This window comes from Blastococcus sp. Marseille-P5729, from assembly GCF_900292035.1.
Classification (GTDB): Bacteria; Actinomycetota; Actinomycetes; order Mycobacteriales; family Antricoccaceae; genus Cumulibacter.
Genome location: NZ_OMPO01000003.1, coordinates 458,713 through 479,167 on the forward strand (window position 1 = coordinate 458,713; position 20,455 = coordinate 479,167).

General features: G+C 66.3%; 16 protein-coding genes and 1 tRNA gene. 5 read left to right on the forward strand and 12 right to left on the reverse strand.

Translation table 11 applies throughout. From position 1 onward, the window contains the following. Window position 1 precedes the first annotated feature (1 nt). The 6 genes from narI to DAA40_RS15050 are packed head-to-tail and all read right to left on the reverse strand — an operon-like array spanning window position 2 to window position 8,949. Complete coding sequence (narI, locus tag DAA40_RS15025) at window positions 2-784, reverse strand: respiratory nitrate reductase subunit gamma (RefSeq protein WP_106850528.1); 783 nt, start codon at window positions 782-784, stop codon at window positions 2-4. After that, window positions 781-1,500 (reverse strand): nitrate reductase molybdenum cofactor assembly chaperone, encoded by a 720-nt coding sequence (gene narJ, locus DAA40_RS15030; protein ID WP_106850529.1) that lies wholly within the window; start codon window positions 1,498-1,500, stop codon window positions 781-783. The genes narI and narJ overlap by 4 nt, the downstream gene beginning before the upstream one ends. A 2-nt stretch (window positions 1,501-1,502) precedes the next feature. Then, window positions 1,503-3,158: a nitrate reductase subunit beta gene (gene narH, locus DAA40_RS15035; RefSeq protein ID WP_234356411.1), complete on the reverse strand. Its 1,656-nt coding sequence runs from the start codon at window positions 3,156-3,158 to the stop codon at window positions 1,503-1,505. Between the two features lie 41 nt (window positions 3,159-3,199). Then, window positions 3,200-6,886, reverse strand: a complete 3,687-nt coding sequence (locus tag DAA40_RS15040; protein WP_106850531.1) for a nitrate reductase subunit alpha — start codon at window positions 6,884-6,886, stop codon at window positions 3,200-3,202. Then, window positions 6,887-7,636: a metalloregulator ArsR/SmtB family transcription factor gene (locus tag DAA40_RS15045; RefSeq protein ID WP_106850532.1), complete on the reverse strand. Its 750-nt coding sequence runs from the start codon at window positions 7,634-7,636 to the stop codon at window positions 6,887-6,889. Between the two features lie 29 nt (window positions 7,637-7,665). Further along, entirely contained in the window at window positions 7,666-8,949 is a 1,284-nt protein-coding gene (locus DAA40_RS15050) for a NarK/NasA family nitrate transporter (protein ID WP_106850533.1), read from the reverse strand. 335 nt (window positions 8,950-9,284) lie between these two features. Here DAA40_RS15050 and DAA40_RS15055 point away from each other — a divergent pair, with 335 nt between their 5' ends. From DAA40_RS15055 to DAA40_RS15065, 3 genes are all read left to right on the forward strand, one after another. Further along, window positions 9,285-9,944: a hypothetical protein gene (locus DAA40_RS15055; protein ID WP_158716468.1), complete on the forward strand. Its 660-nt coding sequence runs from the start codon at window positions 9,285-9,287 to the stop codon at window positions 9,942-9,944. A 61-nt stretch (window positions 9,945-10,005) separates the two neighbouring features. Continuing rightward, window positions 10,006-10,845, forward strand: a complete 840-nt coding sequence (locus tag DAA40_RS15060) for a regulatory iron-sulfur-containing complex subunit RicT (protein ID WP_106850535.1) — start codon at window positions 10,006-10,008, stop codon at window positions 10,843-10,845. 353 nt (window positions 10,846-11,198) lie between these two features. After that, window positions 11,199-11,274: transfer RNA gene (locus DAA40_RS15065), tRNA-Thr, on the forward strand. Between the two features lie 164 nt (window positions 11,275-11,438). Here DAA40_RS15065 and DAA40_RS15070 read toward each other — a convergent pair. From DAA40_RS15070 to DAA40_RS15090, 5 genes are all read right to left on the reverse strand, one after another. Further along, the gene (locus DAA40_RS15070) at window positions 11,439-12,461 is read right to left on the reverse strand and encodes an Abi family protein (protein WP_106850536.1); all 1,023 of its coding nucleotides are present in this window, start codon (window positions 12,459-12,461) and stop codon (window positions 11,439-11,441) included. 123 nt (window positions 12,462-12,584) lie between these two features. Further along, entirely contained in the window at window positions 12,585-13,028 is a 444-nt protein-coding gene (locus tag DAA40_RS15075) for a tyrosine-type recombinase/integrase (RefSeq protein ID WP_234356412.1), read from the reverse strand. Beyond that, entirely contained in the window at window positions 13,022-14,356 is a 1,335-nt protein-coding gene (locus DAA40_RS15080) for a hypothetical protein (RefSeq protein WP_106850538.1), read from the reverse strand. The genes DAA40_RS15075 and DAA40_RS15080 overlap by 7 nt, the downstream gene beginning before the upstream one ends. Further along, window positions 14,353-15,534, reverse strand: coding sequence for a 26S protease regulatory subunit (locus DAA40_RS15085; protein ID WP_106850539.1), 1,182 nt, complete (start codon window positions 15,532-15,534; stop codon window positions 14,353-14,355). The genes DAA40_RS15080 and DAA40_RS15085 overlap by 4 nt, the downstream gene beginning before the upstream one ends. 924 nt (window positions 15,535-16,458) lie before the next feature. Beyond that, window positions 16,459-17,775, reverse strand: a complete 1,317-nt coding sequence (locus DAA40_RS15090) for a polysaccharide deacetylase (RefSeq protein WP_106850540.1) — start codon at window positions 17,773-17,775, stop codon at window positions 16,459-16,461. 282 nt (window positions 17,776-18,057) lie between these two features. Here DAA40_RS15090 and DAA40_RS15095 point away from each other — a divergent pair, with 282 nt between their 5' ends. After that, window positions 18,058-18,852, forward strand: a complete 795-nt coding sequence (locus tag DAA40_RS15095; RefSeq protein WP_106850541.1) for a TspO/MBR family protein — start codon at window positions 18,058-18,060, stop codon at window positions 18,850-18,852. 30 nt (window positions 18,853-18,882) lie between these two features. Here DAA40_RS15095 and DAA40_RS15100 read toward each other — a convergent pair whose 3' ends face one another. Continuing rightward, a complete protein-coding gene (locus DAA40_RS15100) occupies window positions 18,883-19,251 on the reverse strand; it encodes a TraR/DksA family transcriptional regulator (RefSeq protein WP_106850542.1) in 369 nt (122 codons plus the stop codon). 154 nt (window positions 19,252-19,405) lie between these two features. Here DAA40_RS15100 and DAA40_RS15105 point away from each other — a divergent pair, with 154 nt between their 5' ends. After that, window positions 19,406-20,440 (forward strand): glycosyltransferase family 4 protein, encoded by a 1,035-nt coding sequence (locus tag DAA40_RS15105; RefSeq protein WP_106850612.1) that lies wholly within the window; start codon window positions 19,406-19,408, stop codon window positions 20,438-20,440. Window positions 20,441-20,455: the final 15 nt, after the last annotated feature.

Below are 20,455 nucleotides of genomic sequence, written 5' to 3' on the forward strand. Positions count from 1 at the left end.
GTTACCGGCGGACGGAGGTGCTACCGGTGCGGCGGCGCGAACCGGAGCTCTGCAGCTCCGAGCGCTCCCAGCCGCGCTGCGGGCCGCTGATGCCGGTTCCTGGGCGTCGGGCGCGCGAGCGGTACACGATGTACGGCCGGGTGAAGTACCCGATGGGCGCGCTGAAGACGTGCACCAGGCGGGTGAACGGCCACAGCGCGACCAGCACGAACGCCGAAAGCGCGTGGAGCTGGAAGCCGAGCGGTGCGGTCGCGATCAGGTCGGCGTCCGGCTGCAGCATGAAGATGCTGCGGAACCAGGGGCTGACGCCATCGCGGTAGTTGTAGTGCCCGCCCAGATGGAAGACGCCCGAGGCAACGGTATTCCAGATGCCCAGCACGATCACGATCGCCAGCACGAGGTACATCAGCTTGTCCATCTTGGTGGTCGCGCTGAAGACCGGGCCGGTGACCCGGCGACGGTAGATCAGGATGATCATGCCCGCGAGCACCATCGCGCCGGTGATCAGACCGCCGACCAGCGCGAACGTGTGGTACATGTCGCGGCTGATCCCGATCGCGTCGGTCCACCGCTGCGGAACGACCAGGCCCATGAAGTGCCCCACGAGGACGCCGAGGATGCCGAAGTGGAACAGCGGGCTACCCCACCGCAGCAGCTTCGACTCGTACAGCTGCGAGCTACGGGTCGTCCAGCCGAACTTGTCGTACTGGTATCGCCAGATGTGCCCGACCACGAAGATCGCCAGGCAGATGTAGGGGAAGATCACCCACAGGAAGGTCTTCATCGCGGTGCTCCTACCGGGATCGTCGAGCCGAGGTCGTACGGCTCTGGCTTGGGGTTGAGTCGGGGGTCCATGGCGTACGGCGCGCTGTCGAGGCCAACGTCCTCGCTCGGCGGACCCTGCGCGATCAGCTTCAGCAGCGCCTCGTTGTCGTCGCCGTCGAGCTGGGGCAGGGTGGCGCGCAGCGCCTCCACCACCGGCAGCCAGCGCGACTCACGCTGCGCCAGCGCCATCCGCAGCAGCTCGATGCCGACGCGGTGGTCGTTCAGCAGCTTCCAGGCCGACTGATGATCGGCGAACGCGCCGAACTCCAGCACCACCGGCAGGTAGTCGGGTAGCTCGGCGTCCTCGTCGCCCAGCTGCACTCCGCCGCGCCGGTAGGTCTGCTTGAACTCGACCAGCGCGACCCCACGCTTCCGCGTGTCGCCGTGCGTGTAGTAGGTCAGGTGCAGGCAGCACTTGCGGGTGACGTCGAAGGTGTCGACGTACTCCTTCTGCAGGACGTCGAGATGCGTCGACTCGACATCTCGGATGTACTGGGACAGCGGTGATGCGACCTGCTCGGGCAGCCGGCCGAGAACGCCCCGAACGGCGTCGAGTCGTGCCGCGAAGTCCTCGCCCGGGTACTCCAGCAGCAACGACACCGCCTGCCACGCCGCCTTCATCTGATCGACGGGAACCGATGGCTCGGTACGCCGGTCACGCAGCCACTTGAGCATCGCTACTCACCCTTGCGGTTGGGGAACATGCCCTCGGGCATGCCCTTGCCGTCCCAGTTGAGCAGGTTCACGCGGCCCTTGGAGCTGCCGCCGCCGACCAGCTCGGTGTCCATCGCGTCGGCAGTCTGGCGTTCCTGCAGCATCCGGAAGTTCTCGACCGCGACCGGCGTCACCGCCGCGGAGCCCGAGCCCTCGCCGAAGATCTCCGGGTTGCCGCCGCCGTACTCGCTGACTGGGCAGTCGGTGGCGAGCTCCTCGAGCGCGTGCGCCTGCTCGGCGTGCGCGGTCGGGATGACGTAGCGCTCGTTGTACTTCGCGATCGCCAGCAGCCGGAACATCTCGTACATGTCCTCGCCCGCCATTCCCACCGCAGCGGGGATCTCGTCGTTGGGATCCCGGCCGAGGTTGATGTCGCGCATGTAGGAACGCATCGCCGCCATCTTGCGCAGCACGTTCACGATCGGCACGGTGTCGCCGGCGGTGAACAGGTTCGCGAGGTACTCGACCGGGATCCGCAACGCCTCGATCGCACCGAAGAGGTTGCCGTGATCCTCGGCGTCGTGACCGGTCTCCTTGACCACGTCGACTACCGGCGACAGCGGTGGGATGTACCAGACCATCGGCATGGTGCGGTACTCCGGATGCAGCGGCAGCGCGACCTCGTAGTCCAGGATCAGCCGCTTCACGGGGGAGCGGCGAGCCGCCTCGATCCAGTCCTCCGGAATGCCGGCCGACCGGGCCGCCTGCTGCACCTGCGGATCCTCGGGATCGAGGAACACCGAGCGCTGCGACTCGTAGAGGTCGTGCTCGTTCTCGACCGCGGCCGCCTCGAGCACCTTGTCGGCGTCGTACAGCATCAGGCCGATATAGCGCAGCCGCCCGACGCAGGTCTCCGAGCACACGGTCGGGATGCCGACTTCGATGCGCGGGTAGCAGAAGGTGCACTTCTCGGCCTTGCCGGTCTTGTGGTTGAAGTAGACCTTCTTGTACGGGCAGCCCGAGATGCACATGCGCCACCCGCGGCACTGGTCCTGGTCGACCAGCACGATGCCGTCCTCGCTGCGCTTGTAGATCGCGCCCGAGGGACAGGACGCCGCACACGACGGGTTGAGGCAGTGCTCGCAGATCCGCGGCAGGTAGAACATGAAGGTCTGCTCGAACTCGAGTTTCACCTTGTCCTCGATGCCCTTGAGCATCGGGTCGTTGATCGCGTGCTCCTGCGAACCGCCCAGGTCGTCGTCCCAGTTGGCCGACCACTCGACGTTCATCTGCTTGCCGGAGATCAGCGAGTACGGCCGCGCGACCGGGAAGTTCTTCTGCGCGGGCGCGTTCAGCAGCGTCTCGTAGTCGTAGGTCCAGGGCTCGTAGTAGTCCTGGATGCTCGGCATCTTGGGGTTGCTGAAGATGCTCGCGAGCTTCTGGAAGCGGCCACCCGCCTTGAGCTGCAGCCGGCCCTTCTTGTCGCGGATCCACCCGCCCTTCCAGGTCTCCTGGTCCTCATAGGTACGCGGATAGCCGAGTCCGGGCCGCGTCTCGACATTGTTGAACCAGACATACTCGGTGCCGGCCCGGTTGGTCCATGCCTGCTTGCACGTGACAGAGCAGGTATGGCAACCGATGCACTTGTCGAGGTTCATGACCATGGCCATCTGTGCCATGACTCGCATAGTTCTCGTCTCCTCTATCTGTTCTCGGTTGCCTAGTAGGACACCGGTGCGGTGCGCTTGCGGATCATCGTGACCTCGTCGCGGTTGTTACCGGTCGGGCCGATGTAGTTGAAGAAGTACGCGAACTGCGCGTAGCCGCCGATGATGTGGCTCGGCTTGAGCATGATCCTCGTGAGGCTGTTGTGGATTCCGCCGCGCTTCTGGTCGGTCTCGGTCAGCGGGACGTCGATGAGCCGGTCCTGAGCGTGGTGCATATAGACCGTGCCCTCGGGCATCCGGTGGCTGACGATCGCGCGGCAGGCGACGACGCCGTTGCGGTTGATCATCTCCACCCAGTCGTTGTCCTTGATGCCGACCTTCGCGGCATCCTTGTCCGACATCCACACCGACTGGCCGCCGCGCGACAGCGAGAGCATGAACAGGTTGTCCTGGTACTCGCTGTGGATCGACCACTTGTTGTGCGGGGTCAGATAGCGCACCGAGACGCCGAGCTCGCTCTGTTCACCGACCGGGCGCTCGCCGAAGAGGCGGGTCATGTCCAGCGGCGGTCGGTAGGTCGGCAACGCCTCGCCCATCTCCAGCATCCAGTCGTGGTCCAGGTAGAAGTGCTGGCGACCGGTGAGCGTGTGGAACGGCTTGGAGCGTTCGATGTTGATGGTGAACGGGCTGTAGCGACGTCCGCCGGACTCGCTGCCAGACCACTCCGGAGAGGTGATGACCGGCACCGGAGCGGCCTGGGTGTCGGCGAAGGTGATCTGCTTCCCCTCGTGCTCGGCCGACAGGTCGTGCAGCTGGGTGCCGGTGCGCTCCTCGAGGAACTTGAACCCCTGCGTGGCGAGGTGCCCGTTGCTGACGCCCGAGAAGTGCATGATCGCGTCGGCGACCTGGATGTCGGTCTCGAGCTTCGGCTGGCCGTCGCCCGCGCCGCCGCGCACCACGCCGTTGCGCTGGCGCAACAGGTCGACCTCGCGGCGCACCTCGTACTTCACGCCCTTGGTGAGCATGCCGACCTTCTCCATGAGGGGGCCGACCGCCGTCATCTTCTCGTAGATGGCCGTGTAGTCACGCTCGACCTCGGCGATCACCGGCAGCGTCTTGCCCGGCACCGGCTCGGTCTCACCCGCGCGCCAGTCGAGCACGCGGCCGTGGACGGTGGCCATCGCCTCCGGGGTGTCGTGCCACAGCGGCTTCGCCACGACGTCCTTGCGGGTGCCCAGGTGGTCGACCGCCAGCTCGGAGAACCGCTTGGCGATGAGCTTCCAGGTCTCCCAGTCGTTCTTGGCCTGCCATGGCGGCGCGATCGCCGGGTTGAAGGAGTGCACGAAGGGGTGCATGTCGGTGGTCGACAGGTCGTACTTCTCGTACCAGGTGGCGGCCGGTAGGACGACGTCCGACAGCAGCGTCGAGCTGGTCATCCGGAAGTCGAGGGTCACCAGCAGGTCGAGCTTGCCCTCGGGGGCGCGCTCGGGCCAGACGACCCCCTGCGGGCGGAGCTCCTCCGCGGCCTCGGTGGCCTTGACCGCGTTGTCGGTGCCGAGCAGGTGCTTGAGGAAGTACTCGTTGCCCTTGGCTGACGAGCCGAAGAGGTTCGAGCGCCACAGCGACAGGATTCGCGGGTGGTTCTCGGGGTTCTCCGGGTCCTCGACCGCGAAGGTCATCCGGCCGGCATCCAGCTCGCGGGCGACGTACTCGCCGGCCGGGAGGCCCGCCTCGGCCGCCTCGTCGGCGACCTGCAGGCTGCTGCGGTCGAACTGCGGGTAGGACGGCGTCCAGCCCAGGCGAACGGACTGCGCGAGAAGATCCATCGTGGTGCGGCCGGCGAACGCGCCGGTCGTGCCGTTGGCCTCGTCGGCGCTGAAGGTGTCGTAGCGGTACTGCGAGGTGTTCACATACCAGTACGCCGTCTGGTTCATGTGCCGCGGCGGACGAACCCAGTCGAGGGCGAAGGCGAGGTGCTGGAAGCCCATGATCGGGCGGACCTTCTCCTGCCCGACGTAGTGTGCCCATCCGCCGCCGTTGCGGCCCTGGCAGCCGGTGATCGTCGTGAGCACGAGCATCGTGCGGTAGAGCTGATCGGAGTGGTACCAGTGGTTGGTGCCCGCGCCCATCAGGATCATGCCGCGGCCGTTGGTGTCGAGCGCGTTCTGCGCCCACTCGCGCGCCAGTCGGATGATCTGCTCCGGCGGGACGTCGCTCATCTCCGAGGCCCACGCCGGGGTGGCCGGCACGCTCGGGTCGCCATAGCCCTGCGGCCAGGTGCCCGGCAGGCCCGCGCGCTCGACGCCGTAGTGCGCGAGCATCAGGTCGAGCACAGTGGTGACGACCTGGTCGCCGACTCGCCGGACCGGGACGCCGCGGCGTTCGGTGCTCATCGCGCCGCCGGGGTTGTCGAAGCGGGGGAGCTCGACCTCGACGGCCTGCTCGCCGTCCCCGTAGAGGGTCAGCATCGGCTCGATGTCACCCAGGTCGAGGTTCCAGCGGCCAGCGCCCTCATCGCCGTAGCGGTGGCCCACAGACCCGTTGGGGATGGCGACTTCGCCGGTGGCGCCGTCCAGCACGGCCGGCTTCCACATCGCGTTCTCGCTGCCCTGCTCGGGATGGCCATCGATGTCACCGGCGACCAAGAACTTGCCCGGGCGCCATCCACCGTCCGCGGCCTCTTCGAGCGCGACGAGGTAGGGCAGGTCGGTGAAGCGCTGGTTGTAGTCAGTGAAGAACTCGTGCTGGTTGTCGACGAAGAATTCCTTGAGGACGACGTGACCCATGCCCATCGCGAGCGCGCCGTCCGTTCCGGGAGCGGAGGCGACCCACTCGTCGGCGAACTTGACGTTCTCGGCGTAGTCGGGGGCGACGGCGATGACCTTCTGGCCGCGGTAGCGGGCCTCGGTCATCCAGTGCGCGTCGGGGGTTCTGGTCAGCGGGACGTTGGAGCCCCACATGATCAGGTACCCGGCGTCCCACCAGTCACCAGACTCCGGGACGTCGGTCTGGTCGCCGAACATCTGCGGCGAGGCGGGTGGGAGGTCGGCGTACCAGTCGTAGAACGACAGCATCGGCGCGCCGATGAGCTCGTTGAACCGGGCGCCGCTGGCGTAGGAGACCGGCGACATCGCCGGGATCGGCGAGAAGCCGGCAATCCGGTCCGGGCCGTAGCGCTTGACGGTGTAGACGTAAGCGGCGGCGACCATGTCGACCACCTCGTCCCAGGTCGAGCGGACAAGGCCGCCCTTGCCGCGGGCGGCCTTGTAGGCCCGCGCCTTCTGCTCGTCCTGCACGATCGAGGCCCACGCGACCACGGGGTCGCGGTACTGCTGGCGTGCCTGACGGAACATCTCCAGGAGCGTGCCGCGCACGTACGGGTAGCGCACCCGCGTGGGGGAGTAGGTGTACCAGGAGAACGCTGCGCCGCGGGGGCAGCCGCGGGGCTCGTACTCCGGCTTATCGGCGCCGGCCGACGGGTAGTCGGTCTGCTGCGCCTCCCAGGTGATGATGCCGTCCTTGACGTAGACCTTCCACGAGCACGAGCCCGTGCAGTTCACGCCGTGGGTCGAGCGCACGACCTTGTCGTGGCTCCACCGGTCGCGGTAGAAGGCATCGCCCTCACGGCCGCCGACGTGGTGCAGGGAGCGCTTGTCGGAGGACACCTCCGCCTTCGTGAAGAACCGGCGGGTTCCGACGAGCGCCTCGCTCAGCGGGCCGTCAATCTGGGTCTGGGTCATCTACGACTCCTTCGACTCGTGACCGGGTAGCTCTTGGTTGTAGAGATGTGCGATGCAGACATCCCCATCGGCGAACGGCAGCAGCTCGACATCGGTGCGCGGCTCGCCGAGCTGCTGCATGGTGCCGCGGATCAGGCCGCGATGGATGCCGCAGACGACCTCGATGTTCTCGCGGGCCAGCTCGCGGATGGGGCAGTGCGTAATGCGGATCTCGGCCTTCCCGCCGTCCCCGTTGGCGGTGATCGCCGAGGTGTAACCCCAGTAGTTCAGGACGTCGGTGAGCCCGCCGATCTTGCTGATCCACTCGCCGGGGGTCTTGGCGGGCGCGTCGGTGCCGGACGCCGGAACGTGCTGGTGCGCCCACGACTCACCGGCCTCATCGGGAGTCATCGGCCGGCTTCCGGGCTCGGGGCGGACCATCCGGGCCAGCAGCTCGGTGAGCAGCCCCATCGGGTGGATCTCGCCCTGCGCGGGACTCTCGGGGGCAGGGGGTGCGAGGAGATACATCTTGCGCGGCCGCCCCACGCCGCGCCGCTCGTCACGTGCGACGAGAACACCCGCTGCGACCAGCCGGTTGAGGTGGAAACGCGCGGTGGAGGTGTGCAGGCCGAGTAGGCCGGCGAACTCGGACGCCGTGAGCGCGCGGTCGGGCTGGCTGGAGAGCTCATCGACGATGCGTCGCCGCACACCGGAGTCGAGCAGGTATTCGTCCATGCTCACCTCCAGGCGCGCGGCCTTCGCCGGTGTCATCAGCCCTTCCGGGCTACTCGTGAGGGTAGTCACGTCGTCGCTGTTGCCGCCTCGGCTTGAGCGGCGTCGTGGCGCTGCTTGGTCTTGCGCACGGCCGTGAGCGTGAGCAGCAGGGTGAGTGCGGCGGTTCCTGCGAGCAGCCACAGACCGATCGCGTACGAGTCGGTCATGCCATAGATCTGGGCCATGAGCAGCGGCGGGACGAACCCGCCCAGACCGCCTGCGGCGCCGACGATTCCGGTCACGCCGCCGACCCGGGCCGGATCGGTGGTCTGGGCGATGAGCGCGAAGGTCGCGCCGGAACCGGCGCCGAGTGCGGCGGCCATCACGAGGAAGGCGACGGTCCCGATTCCATCGAGCGGCGGATTGCCCGCGGCGATCGCTGCGCAGACCGCGGTGGTCGCGAAGACGCCTGCGAGAACGGGAATCGCCCCGAACTTGTCGGAGAGCCAGCCGCCGACGGGCCGCATCACGACGGCAACCACGACGAAGCCGGCCATCCGGTTGGCGGCGTCCGCCGGCTCCAGACCGTACGCATTGCGGAGGTACGCCGGTAGGTAGACGGAGAAGGCGACATAGCCACCGAACGCCACTGCGTAAAGGATCCCGGCCTGCCAGGTGATCGGCAGCTTGGAGTTCGCGGCGAGGCGCGCGCCCAGCGACTGCGTCGGAACGACACGCCCCGGCGCATCGCGCATGATCAGCCAGGCGAGGACGGCGTACACCGCGAGGACGGCGGCGCAGATGAGGAAGGGCGCGGTCGGACCCATGTCATTCCACAGGCTGACCGTCGTCAGTGCGCTGATTGCGGTTCCGCCCATGCCGGCGCCGAAGATGCCGACCGCGAGGCCGCGCTTGGCCGGCGGGAACCAGGCGTTGACGAACGGGACGCCGATGGCGAACGCCGTACCGGCGATGCCGAGGAAGAACCCGAGGATGAGGAGGGCTGCGTAGGAGTTCTGCGCCCAGAAGCCGATCAGCAAGGTTGGGATGATCGTGAGGCCGGTGATGATCGGGAACATCACCCGGCCGCCGTACTTGTCGGTCAGTGCGCCGACGATGATGCGGCCGAGGGAGCCGACGACGACCGGCACGGCGACCATAAGCGCGACGTCGCCTTCGGTCAGCTCGCCGAGATGGCCGTTCTGTCGAAACAGCGGGCCGAGCGGGCTGATGAGTGCCCAAGCCCAGAAGTTGACGGCGAACCCGATGGTCGCCATGACCAGCTGCACCCAGGGATTGCCTGGCTTGTCAGCAGCCGGGCCCGGCTGGCTAGCTGCGAGTGGCTTGCTGTCGCCGGAGCGTACGTCCATGAGCTGAACCCTCATCATTCAAATACGCGGATTTGACTCAAATAAACTACCGCGAGTCGGTATCGCTTCGGTAGGGGCACCCGCCCGCGGGATTACCGCAGACGGTTGTGTAGCGCCATGATTGGTGTCACCATGGCGTCATGGATATTGACGGCTATGTCAAGAAAATTCGGGAGAGTCTCGACGGCGCGCTAGCGTTAGCGGATTCCGACACCCGAGAAGTGGCGTCACGTGTGGTGTCATCGTTGGAGCCATCGCTACGCCTCGTCCTCGTCGAGGCCATCGTGGATGCGGTAAATGAGTTGGATGTCCAACTTCTGACGACCGATGTGACGGTGACACTCCAGCGCGGCAACCCGTCGTTCGCGGTCGACGAGCGCGGGATCACGGCCGAACAGCTCGCGTCCTTCGCCCACGGTGACGAGGAGGCCGAGATCCTCGACGAGGAGGACGAAGAGTACGGCGACGACGAGCTCGTGCGCTTCTCGCTGCGGATTCCCCGGTGGGCCAAGGACAAGATCGACGATCGCGCCGACCGCGAGGGCGTGTCGACGAACGCGTACTTGAGCGAGCTGATCGTCGGACACGTTGCCCGGCGCCGCGGACGCCGAGACGCTGGCCAAGGCGGCCGCGGATTTGGCCCCGGTGGCCAGGGCTTTGGCCCCGGCGGTCGTGGTGGGCCGGAATCCCGGCCCGGGGATCGCGGCGGACCGGGGTTCGGTGGCCCGGCGTTCGGTGGCCAGGGCTTCGGTCCGTTCGGTCCGGGATTCCTCAACCCGGACGTGATCGGCGAGCTCGGCCGGATGTTTGCCGACACCTTCGGCGATGCTGGGCGGGACGGTCGCGGCCCTCGGCATGGCGGCCGCAACGGGCGTCGTGGCCCCGGCGGTCGAGGTCGGCAGGATCGCGACGGTCGGCGGGACGATCGAGGCGGTCGGCAGGACGACCCGCCCGCCGGCGAGCCGCCGCAGGACGATCCCAGCCCCACCGACTAGAACTTGCTAGGGGTGACGCGGGCTCACGCTCGCTCCACTCGGCGCCCGTAGACTTCCGCCCATGGGAATGCTGTGCGCCGTGGTCTTCAACCGCAGTGGCCAGCTGTACTACTACGACCCCGACGGGCACGACGTCGCGGTGGGCGACTACGTGCTGGTCCCGGTAGGTGATCAGCCTGAAATGGCCGAGGTCGTCTGGGCCGCCGAGTGGGTCGGCGACGACACCAGCGGGTTCGCGAAGGTGGTTGGCAAGGCCACCGAAGCGGATGCCAAGCGCTCGGCCGTCGTCCGCCGGCTCAAGGCGCGCGCGAGGGTCGCTGCGCGGCGCCTCGTGCGCGATCACGACCTGCCGATGAAGGTCGTCGGCGTCGAGGTTGCACTCTCCTCGGACGGCGAGTCCGCCGCCGCCACGACGATCTACTTCTCCGCTCCGCATCGGGTGGACTTCCGTGCCCTGGTCCGCGACCTGGGCGCGACTCTCGGATGCCGCATCGATCTGCGGCAGGTCTCGGCGCGCGACGAGCTCAAGCTCCAAGGCTCGATCGGGTCGTGTGGCCGCGACACCTGCTGCTCCACCTTTTTGAAGGACTTCGAGCCGGTGACGCTGCGCATGGTGCGCGACCAGGACCTGCCGATGAACCCGATGCGGATCTCGGGCGCCTGCGGCCGGCTGATGTGCTGCCTGAAGTACGAACACCCGCTGTACCAGGACTTCCGTCGTCGAGCACCCGGTCAAGGGGCGTGCGTCGAGACCGAGCAGGGCAGTGGTCGGGTCGTCGGCCACAGTGTTCCCGAGGACGCCGTCGTCGTCCGCCTCGATGCCGACGGTGCACGGGTCGTGTGCCCGGTCTCCGACGTCTGCTCCGCACGTCAGGCCTACAACACCCGCCCGAAGCGTTAGTCCCATCCGCTCCCGCGGTCGTCGAGCGAGCCGCCCTCACGGTCGTCGAGCGAGCGACGAAGGAGCGACGCCGAGACGCGGTGCGGCGAGCGACCTGCTTCCCCACGGTCCTCGAGCGAGCGACGAAGGAGCGACGCCGAGACGCGGTGCGGCGAGCGACCTGCTCCCCACGGTCCTCGAGCGAGCGACGAAGGAGCGGCGCCGAGACGAGCGCCACGTCCCGTACTCCGATCGAGCGCATGCCAGTCGATGTGGCACGAGCTGTGCTACACAATTGCCCGCTCGATACGGGACCGTTGATGCCCCTGCGTGGTGTTGGCTACAAGGACGTATACTCATTGCTCGCACCACCCGCCGCCTTAGCTCAGTCGGCAGAGCGATTCACTCGTAATGAATAGGTCTGGGGTTCGATTCCCCAAGGCGGCTCCACACGAAACACCAGGTCAGCCCGCATCTTCGCCAGAAGGTGCGGGCTTCTCTTTGCCCGCATGCCGACACCCGCAGCCGGGTTCTGTGCCCCCGTGGTGCCCCCGGACAGCCGCTTTCGAGTCCCAGACACCTCGAGCCGCGCGGCGGGAGGTGTTCGAGTCGCCTCACTCCGGAGCCCCTGGGCCTCGGAGTATGTGCCGACTCCAGAAGACGTCGTCGGCCCAGGTGTCGGGCACGCCCATCCCGGCCAGGTTCATCGCGGGGCGCGGGCTGACTAGGTCGTGGAGTCGTTGTGCCCATCTGCTCCGTGGCGACACTGAGTCGAGTACTGATTGAAGCGATACGAGCACGGGGTACAGGCGCTTCATCGACCGTTCGGGTAGCGCGCTCTCACTCGCCAGCCAGGAGACCGTCGGCGAACTCGGGATCATCGGGTAGACGCCAAGGCCGACGTTCCACAACCGGCCGTGGTGGGCGCAGACGTTTCTGACTCGCACGTAGGTCTGCAGCCAGGATTCCAGGATCGGCGCAGTTAGCCCGATGCTAGTGGCGATCGTGGTTCGGTCGGCGCGTCGTTTCAGGTTCCGGTACGTGTTGGACAGCTGACCAATCGTGAGGGTCTCAACCATGAGCCAGGACGGTGGTAGTTCTGGGGATCGGTAGGTCGTTAGGTAGTGCTCAAGGGCCGAGCGGTGGACTAGTGAGTCCTCGCCAGCATCCGGAGCACCGCTCAGACGGCCGTCGCAGATATCCCGGACGATCTTCAGCAGCCCGGAATGCTTGCCGCGGTTCTTGAAGTGTTCAGCGTCCAGGTACCAGTGCGAATTGTCGTAGGCCGTCGACATGTGATCGGTGAGTGCTGCGCGCACTGCAACTTCGATGCGCTCGAGAGCATCGAGAACCACCAGTCGTAGCGCGCGGTCGAAGACGTATAGATCCAGCACATCGTCGAACTGAGTGCTCTCGTCGAACACATGGTCGCTACGGCCTTGCTGGAAGGGAATCGTGTACGGGGACAGTCGGTAGTAGCCGATATGCCGTAGGTACCGCGCGGCACGCGGACGATCCGGGATCTGCAGGCCGCGATCGGCCATCCGATCGACAAGGCTGTCGAGGTCCAGAGGGGGCTTATCGTAGGTCAGAGCGCCGCGAGGGCGCGGCGATTGATTCTTGTGCGGCCGGGCCATGCGTACTCCTCCCGGCGACGGCAGAAAAAATCCCCCAAGTGCGCATCGTGGAGAGGCGTGGGGGATGTAGTGACGAAAGTCTAACACGAGAACGGGACCGAAAACGAGATCCGACGGACTTGCTCATGAGGATTCCTCTCCAGCGACGCCGTTGCTCAATTGGCTGCTGATCGACACGGCTCGTGCGGCCTTCCACAGGTTTTCGTCGATGAGGTGGCCGTAGAGATCCATCGTCATCGTCGCCGATGCGTGCCCGAGCACGCGCTGTACGACCTTCGGATCGGCGCCGGCGCCGAGCCAGATCGAGGCGCAGGTGTGCCGCAGGTCGTGAGGCCGCAGCCCTTGGTGCCCGAGACGCTTGAGAGTCCCAGTCCGGTCGACCTTTCGCTTCCAGTTCGACTCGCTCAGCGTTCCGGTCAGGTAAATGAGTGGCCCAAGGGCCTTCAGTCGTCGACCGATGCGAGACTGCCTACTTCGCCCATATGAGATCAAGGCGGCTCGCTTCGCTCGCCGACCCGGCTGCGGGCGGCGCTGGCGCGCCGTCCTCGCCGGACCGTGTGTTACCACCAGGTCGCGATAACGCTTGCGCTGAGACCATTGGCGCCAGACTCGACCGGAAGATCGACCCTGTCAGGCGGTCCCACGCCGCCGGAGGCTGGGGGCGTGGGATTGACCGCGCTGAACCCCGCAGCTGACAAGGCTGCCGTGCGGATTCCGTGGCGGTCGGCCTTCGGTACCTGAACGCCGCAGCGCTCCTCGATCATCTGGAAGGCGCGGTCGAACGCTATCCGTCGCTGTTCGACCGTCTCGAACTCCACAGTGAGGACAGCAAGCTCGCTGTCGGTGGGTTGAGCCCCGAGGGGGAAGTCGTGCTGGTCGACGACTCGCTTCAGCGCCTCAAGTGCTGGCCCAGAGCCAGCGGGCTTTTTCGGCGCCACCGGATTGCCCTCGACCACGTTCGTGTACGCCGCGCGAAGAGCGACAGAGAACTGGTCAGCTAGTACGGGCGCGACTCGCGAGAGTACGTTTAGCTCGGCAGACTCACCTGTCATCGGCGCCACGGGGCCCCGTGCCCGCCCTAGGACACGGAAACTCTCCCCGCTGAACAGAACCGTCCTCGGTTCGACCCAGTAGCTCGATGCAGACGTCGCTGCCTCTATGTAAAGGTCGGAAGACCCTTGCATCAAGTCGCTACCCGGCTTGAGGAGCGTCTCGTGAACCAAATAGCCGACACCATGCACTTGAAGAACCCGGAAATTGAGTACCAACGCTCGTACTGGAACCGAGTCCCCAAGTAGCCGGACCAGAAAGTCCACGGTGTCGACGAACGTCGCGGGATCATCACCGAGGAGTGTCTGCATCGTTCGGTTATCCTGAACCATTCCACGGATGCTTTCAGCGATGAGGCGGAGTCGATAGTTGTTGCTCGCTTCGAGACGAACATCCGCATCGAATAGCTCTCCCCTGAAGATCCGAGTCAGCGGTATCAGCAGTCCCTCCTGCGCAAGATCCTCAAGCATGCGCGCAAGCTCGTCGATTGATGAGACTGGGTCTCGCCGACTCGCGGGCCTCAACGACAGAACCTGACCGTTCGAGAGCTCGCGCCATAGCTCGCGGAAATGACTCTGCGCTACCGCGCGGCGCGTGATTTGCGCCGACTCGCTGCCAGCTGTCCCTGATTTCACGCCGCCCGAGAGTTGAGCGCCCCCGAACCCAACTCGCGCGCCAAACTCGCCCGACGCATCGTTCGAGTTGCTTAATTCGTTAACGACAGTCTCAGTGAGGCCCGGCTTGATCGACGTTAGGAGGCTTACCACGCTCGTGTCGTCCAAGTAGACGAACTCCCGGAGTTCATCTGGTAGATCCTGGCGGTTATCCCGATCATCGGTGGTCATCGATTTCTGACCGCCTTCTCTGCTCGAACCCTCTCGAACCCTCCGATCAGGTCCTCCTCAGAGACCTCGTCGCGTTCCTCGGCCGCCGCCAAGAAGCCGCCTTCACGCCATATGCCCGATAACTCCGCGGGCGACCAACCTTCAGTCATGTGCGCAAGGTAATCGAGTGGCATGATCCCGACCTGCCTGAGTCTGCTGCCAGCTGCGAGAAGGATCTCCCTGCGCTGGGGCTCCGACGGAAGCGAAAATACGATCTCCCAGTCAAACCGGCCGATCCGCCGGATTGCCGGGTCCAGCGCCTCGGGGTTATTGGTCGCGGCGAGAACGGTGATCGCGCTTGAGTCCGAGAATCCACTCATTAGGTTGAGAAGTTGAGTGACGATTCGTCGCGACTCCTCGTGCGATTCGCTGGATCGCGCCAAGGCAATCGCGTCGAACTCGTCAAAGTAGATGATCGACGGCCCGTCTGCCTGAGCCTCAGCGAAGAGATCGGTCAAGAACTGTTGACTCTCGCCATACCACTTCCGAAAGACCTGCGATCCAGTGACTTCGAAGAACCGACAGCCTGCCTCGTTAGCGATAATGCGCGCTAGGAAGGTCTTCCCGGTCCCGGGTGGCCCGCTCAGAAGAACCCCGCGGGGCGGGCTCACGCCGATCGTCGATAGGAACCGATGCCCTTGTTGGATGATCTCAATTAGGTCGCGCGCCCGGGCGATCACGCTAGGGTTTCCCGCGAAGTCGGCAAGCGACAAGCTTTCGGCGGCCGTGGGGTCCGGGCCGGCCGAAGCGCTGCTGCCCGGCGCTGAGGTGGCGCCATCTGAAAGCACCTCAACGGAGTCGCCATGAATCAGCACCGTGCTGCCCACGGTCGTCTTCGCAGGATCGACGTTGACGACTCCCTGCGTTGGATCGCGCTGAATCACTGCTCGAGTGCCGAAGACTTCGCGCACTAAGGCGACGGTAGGGGCAGCGGGCGGCGTCCAGAGTACGTCTGGCGCCGGGCGTACTCGGGCGTCATTCACCAAGACCACGTCACCCACCTTGACGTCATCCGAACCGGCCAGGCCAGAAATGCCTAGGAACTCGCCGTTTCGTAGTTCGATGAAGAACTCGGAAGCCTCTGTCGACACGTGCGCCACGCGGCCGACCACCCCGTGCTCTATCTGTGTCTCCGACATGCAGACAGATCGTAATCAGTCGCACCGACGGGTTCGTTAAGGCTGGACCGCGCTTGTGCGGATCGTGACCGTGACGCAGGCGGCTCTGGTGGCGATGTGGTGCCCCCGTGGTGCCCCCGGAGGTCCGTCAACAGCCGTCAATCAACCCGGTTGAACGCGCCCAGATCCCGCACCACGTAAGGGATCTCCGGCGCAGCCTGCGACGCCAATCTGACTCGTAATGAATAGGTCTGGGGTTCGATTCCCCAAGGCGGCTCCGTACGCACGCGATCTGGGTTGGTTGGTACCGGCTATCTCGCGAATAGGCCGTGCTAACCAACCGCAGAATGCAACTCGCCCCGCGCGGCGATCTACGTCCGGTCGGCGCGTCCCTAGTCCGCTGCCATCCGCAGAGCGTTAGCCCAGAGGCGCGCAGCGCTTGGACCGCTTCGTCCTCGTCGTAGGGCTTGCCGTGAATGAACCAGAGGTGGGTCATGAACTCGACCATTCCTCCGAGCATCGACGCGGTCGACTGGGGCTCAAGCGACGGATCTGCGAGGCCTGCTCGCTGAGGGTGGCGATGCCGGCTGCGTTACGGCGGATGTACGGCGCTCTGATGCGCAGCTTGATGCGGCGGAGGAGCTCGGTCTCCAGCGTCATCGGGCAAGATCCGTAAGCCCGAGCTCGAGCAGACTGCCCGAGACATGATCGGGCGTGCGTAACGGCGGCGAGGTGAGACCCGGTATATGTCGGCAAACTACCGCCAATCCGAAGTGGGACGTCTGACTCGCGATGAATAGGACTGCCCCCTTCCCGTTGTTGTGTGGCACTTTCGGGCGTCATTGCCCGAAAGTGCCACACAACAACGGGTGCTTGCCAGCGGACCGACGCCGCGAGACGCGAGTGCGCTGACGCGGCAAGGCACGAGCGCGCCGTTACTGCAGCTCAGTTGCCGCCGGCCTTCTCCGGGCCGGGCTGCGGGACGGGCAGGGGCCGCTTCGGATCGATCGTCGACTTCACGTCGAAGAACTCGGCCACGTGCGGCAGGTACCCGTCGAGCACCGCCTGGATGGTCAGCCCGTCGATGTTGATCCGCGCTCCGCGGACGTTCGTCCCAGCGATCTGCACCCACGCCATGTCGTGCGCCCGGACGTTGAACCAGTACCGGTACCCCTTGTCGTGGAAGTACGAGTACTTGGCATTGCCGTCGTCGTACGGCGCATCGCCACCGACGTCCACGCCGAAAGCGTAGATCCAGATCGGCGTCTCGCCGATGATCGGCGTGACCTCCTGCTCCCAGTACTTGTAGTCGGTGGTCAGCCAGCTCATGTCGACCTTGCCGGCATTCAGATGCCCCCACGTGTGATACGCGAAGTGCCAGCCGTTCGCCTTGATCGCGTCGGCCACGACCTTGGCATCGGCGATCGCCTGCTGCGTCTCCGGTGTATCGCCGTACGACTGGATGCTGCTGCGGTAGCCGAACAGCCCGTTATAGCCGGTCATCGCGATCGTGCCCTTGTCGCCGCGGTAGGAGAAGTCTGGGTGCTCGCGTACGAAGTCGTCGAGGATCGGGACGACGTCGTAGCTGCCCTGCGTGGTCACCCCATTGGCATCGGTGTAGTTGTTCTGCACACGGCCGTCCGCTGCCACGAACAGGTTGTCGGCGAACCCCTTGCCTGACATGTACTCGTAGTAGCTCATGTCGTCGAGGCTGAGGATGAACGGCTTCTTTCCCGGCGGGAGCATGATCGGCTGCGCGACCATCTGACCGTTCGCGTCCGGTGCGGCGATGCGCTCAGGGTGCACCAGCACCCAGCCGTTCGCGTAGATCTGCTGGAGCTGTGCCTTGAACTCATCCACCGTCACCATGTACTGGTTGAAGCCCGCGCCGTCCGGGGCGTTGAATGCCCGCTCCGGGTCGACGATCAAGGAGTGGTAGAAGATGTGCGGAATCTGGGTGTTGTCGGCCCACTGCACCGCGTTCGCCTTCGCCGACTCGATCTCGCCCAGCGCGGACTTCGCCTCCGCGCTCGACGCACCGGCGAGCGTGGCGATGGCAGCGTCGTAGTCGTACTGCGCTGCCTGGTGCTTCGCCTGCTCGATCACCGCCGAGTCGTTCGCGTCAGGTGAGTCGCCCTCGGACGACGAACCCGAGGCAGGGCCACTCGACGAGTCGTCGCCGGTGCAGCCGGCGAGTAGGCCGAGGGTGATGACCAGGAGCAGTGCCCACAGACTGCGCATGGTGGATGAGGCCTGATGCACAGTAGCTCTCGTTTCTTGCAGAGGTGAACGAGGTGACCGCGGTCAGCGGACCGGGGGCGACGGTCCCACCAAGGATAAGGGGACGTACTGGCGACACGTGCGCTGGACACCGCCGGCGTGGCCATTCGCCATAGGCTGACCTGCGAGAACGCCTAGCGGTGGAGCAGACGTCGTTCAAGGTGACCCCACAACGCGACGGAGTCCACCGTGCCCCAACGAACCACGACCCGCACCCCAGACCGAGCGTCACAGTCCTCGGCGACAGAACGAACGACGCAGAACGTGACCCGCGACCGGTGGATCGTAACCGTCGCCGCGGTCGTCTGGATTGCCGGAATGCTCTTCGGTACCGGGCTCATCGGCGGTGGTGTCTCCGCCCAAGGAGGTGGCCTGTTCAGCGACGAGGCCACGCTCATCGCCCCTGACGGGCCCGCCTTCTCGATCTGGAGCGTCATCTACGTCGGTCTCGCTGCCTATGTGATCTGGCAATGGCTGCCGGCATCCGAGGGTTCGCGCTGGACCGAGTCTTCTCGCATCCCCGCCGCGGTGTCGATCGCACTGAACGGTGTCTGGCTCTTCGTCGTGCAGGCTGACCTCGTCCTGGTCTCGGTGATCGTCATCCTCGGGATCGCGCTCAGCCTCGGCTGGTTGGTGCACAACGTCAGCGAGCATCCTCGTGAGTCACTGACGACTGACATCGTCATCGGGCTGACCTTCGGCTTCTACCTGGGCTGGGTCAGTGTCGCGACCTGCGCAAACGTCGCGTCGTACCTCGTCGGTATCGGAGTCCCTGCCGACACGGCGACCGCCGAGTGGATCACCGTGGGCGTGCTGGTCATGATCGTCGCCCTGGTGGCAGTCCTGCTCTACCGTGCCGTGCACCGCTCACTTCGCTTCGGCATCGCCGCGTCGGCCGTCTGGGGCGCGTCCTGGATCGCCGTCGGCAGGTTCACAGGTGACACCCGCTCGGACATCGTGGCCTATGCCGCCGTGGCGACGGCCCTGCTCATCGCACTTCTTGCGATCATGATGTTCCTGCGCCGCGAAGGGCGCCCGACCGGCACCGAGGCCTTCTAGCCCGACCGCCGCCCCTCAGCCGATCGGAGTTCAGCGAGACCGGCTGGCCTTGCTCGCGCAGTCGATGCAGGTCCGCGCCGCCGGGCGCGCCAGCAGCCGCTCGCGCGAGATCCGGCCTCCACAGCGCTCGCAGTCGCCGTAGGCGTCGTCGGCGAGCCGCAGCAAGGCGGCTTCCACGTCGGCTAGATGCGCCTTGGACGACGTGAGCAGCGAGCTCGTCTGCGAGCGCTCGAAAGCGATCGTCGACCCTTCAGGGTCGTGCTCGTCATCGGTCGAGGTGAGCCGGGTCGCGTCGACGATCGAGGTGAAGCTGCGATCCAGCGCAGCGATCAGCTCGATCGTGCGCCGGCGATCGTCGAGAAGCAACGCCTCGAGCTCAGCGTCGTCCGAAGCACTCATCGCGGTCGCCTCCCTGCTGCCGGATCCTCATCATGCACGGCCGCACAGACATTGCTGCGTACTCAGGGTTCGCAGTTGGCAGGCCCACCGGGCCGTGGCAGGCTCGGCCTACTAGGGCTGCTGCTGGAAATCCGGATCGAAGGCTGGTGTGGCGATGTCGCGTCGCGTGGGGTTCGCGCGCTGGCGTAGTGACGTGCCCAGCGGCGGCAACCGGTACGACGAGCAGCTCACCACCGGCCTTCGTGCGCTCGGGGTCGACCTCCGGGAGTACGCCGTGGCCGGCCCCTGGCCGACACCCGGCCGGGACGACCTCCGACGGTTCGAGGAGCTGCTCACCCACGAGCAGCACTGGCTGGTCGGCAACATCGTCGGCTCGGCCGCACCGGAGACGATCGGTGCCGCCGTCGAGGCGGGACGGCGGGTGACGATGCTCGTGCACTACTTCCCGGCCGACGACCCGAACCTCGACCCGGTTGACCGGCGCAGGCTCGCCACGGCCGAAGCGGACGCTGTGGCAGTCGCGAGCGACGTCGTCGCGACGAGTGCCTGGGCAGCCGCCGAGATCGCGAGACGGTATGGCCGAGGCGACGCGGTGGTGGCCGTCCCCGGCGTCGACCCGGCGCCTCTGTCGGACGGGTCGGTCCGCAGCGGCGGCCCAGCGCAGCTGCTGTGGCTCGGCCGGGGGTCGCGTGGCAAGGATCCATTGACGGTCATCGATGCGCTGTCTCAGGTGCGGGACCACGTCTGGACTGCACGACTGGTCGGGCCGGATGATGTCGACGAGGGCCTCAGCAGCCAGGTTCGCGACCGCATCGTCAGTCTGGGCCTGGCCGGTCGCGTCGACGTGCCCGGTCCGATGCAGGGCCGCGACCTCGAGGCCGTGTGGTCGCCGACCGACCTGCTGGTGCACAGCTCGCGCTCCGAGGTCTACGGGATGGTGGTCAGCGAGGCGCTGGCTCACGGCATCCCGTCGCTAGTCGCCGAAGGCACCGGTGCGGTCGAGGCGCAGCAGGGAGTCGGCGCGACCTTCCCGCCGGGGGACGCCGATGCGTTGGCCGCGGCGCTAGGTGAATGGCTGACCGATCGCGCGTTGCGCGACCGCTGGCGCGATGCAGCAGCAAGGCAGCGGGCGCAGGTGCCCACGTGGGCGCAGACCGCGAGCGCCGTCTTCCAGGTGCTCGAGCGGTAGGCGTCAGCCGGCGTC

Excerpts from the sequence above, each read along its gene's own strand:
- narI (WP_106850528.1), bottom strand. The coding sequence starts at position 784 with ATGAAGACCTTCCTGTGGGTGATCTTCCCCTACATCTGCCTGGCGATC.
- narJ (WP_106850529.1), bottom strand. The coding sequence starts at position 1,500 with ATGCTCAAGTGGCTGCGTGACCGGCGTACCGAGCCATCGGTTCCCGTC.
- narH (WP_234356411.1), bottom strand. The coding sequence starts at position 3,158 with ATGGCACAGATGGCCATGGTCATGAACCTCGACAAGTGCATCGGTTGC.
- DAA40_RS15040 (WP_106850531.1), bottom strand. The coding sequence starts at position 6,886 with ATGACCCAGACCCAGATTGACGGCCCGCTGAGCGAGGCGCTCGTCGGA.
- DAA40_RS15045 (WP_106850532.1), bottom strand. The coding sequence starts at position 7,636 with ATGACACCGGCGAAGGCCGCGCGCCTGGAGGTGAGCATGGACGAATAC.
- DAA40_RS15050 (WP_106850533.1), bottom strand. The coding sequence starts at position 8,949 with ATGGACGTACGCTCCGGCGACAGCAAGCCACTCGCAGCTAGCCAGCCG.
- DAA40_RS15060 (WP_106850535.1), top strand. The coding sequence starts at position 10,006 with ATGGGAATGCTGTGCGCCGTGGTCTTCAACCGCAGTGGCCAGCTGTAC.
- DAA40_RS15070 (WP_106850536.1), bottom strand. The coding sequence starts at position 12,461 with ATGGCCCGGCCGCACAAGAATCAATCGCCGCGCCCTCGCGGCGCTCTG.
- DAA40_RS15080 (WP_106850538.1), bottom strand. The coding sequence starts at position 14,356 with ATGACCACCGATGATCGGGATAACCGCCAGGATCTACCAGATGAACTC.
- DAA40_RS15085 (WP_106850539.1), bottom strand. The coding sequence starts at position 15,534 with ATGTCGGAGACACAGATAGAGCACGGGGTGGTCGGCCGCGTGGCGCAC.
- DAA40_RS15100 (WP_106850542.1), bottom strand. The coding sequence starts at position 19,251 with ATGAGTGCTTCGGACGACGCTGAGCTCGAGGCGTTGCTTCTCGACGAT.
- DAA40_RS15105 (WP_106850612.1), top strand. The coding sequence starts at position 19,406 with ATGTCGCGTCGCGTGGGGTTCGCGCGCTGGCGTAGTGACGTGCCCAGC.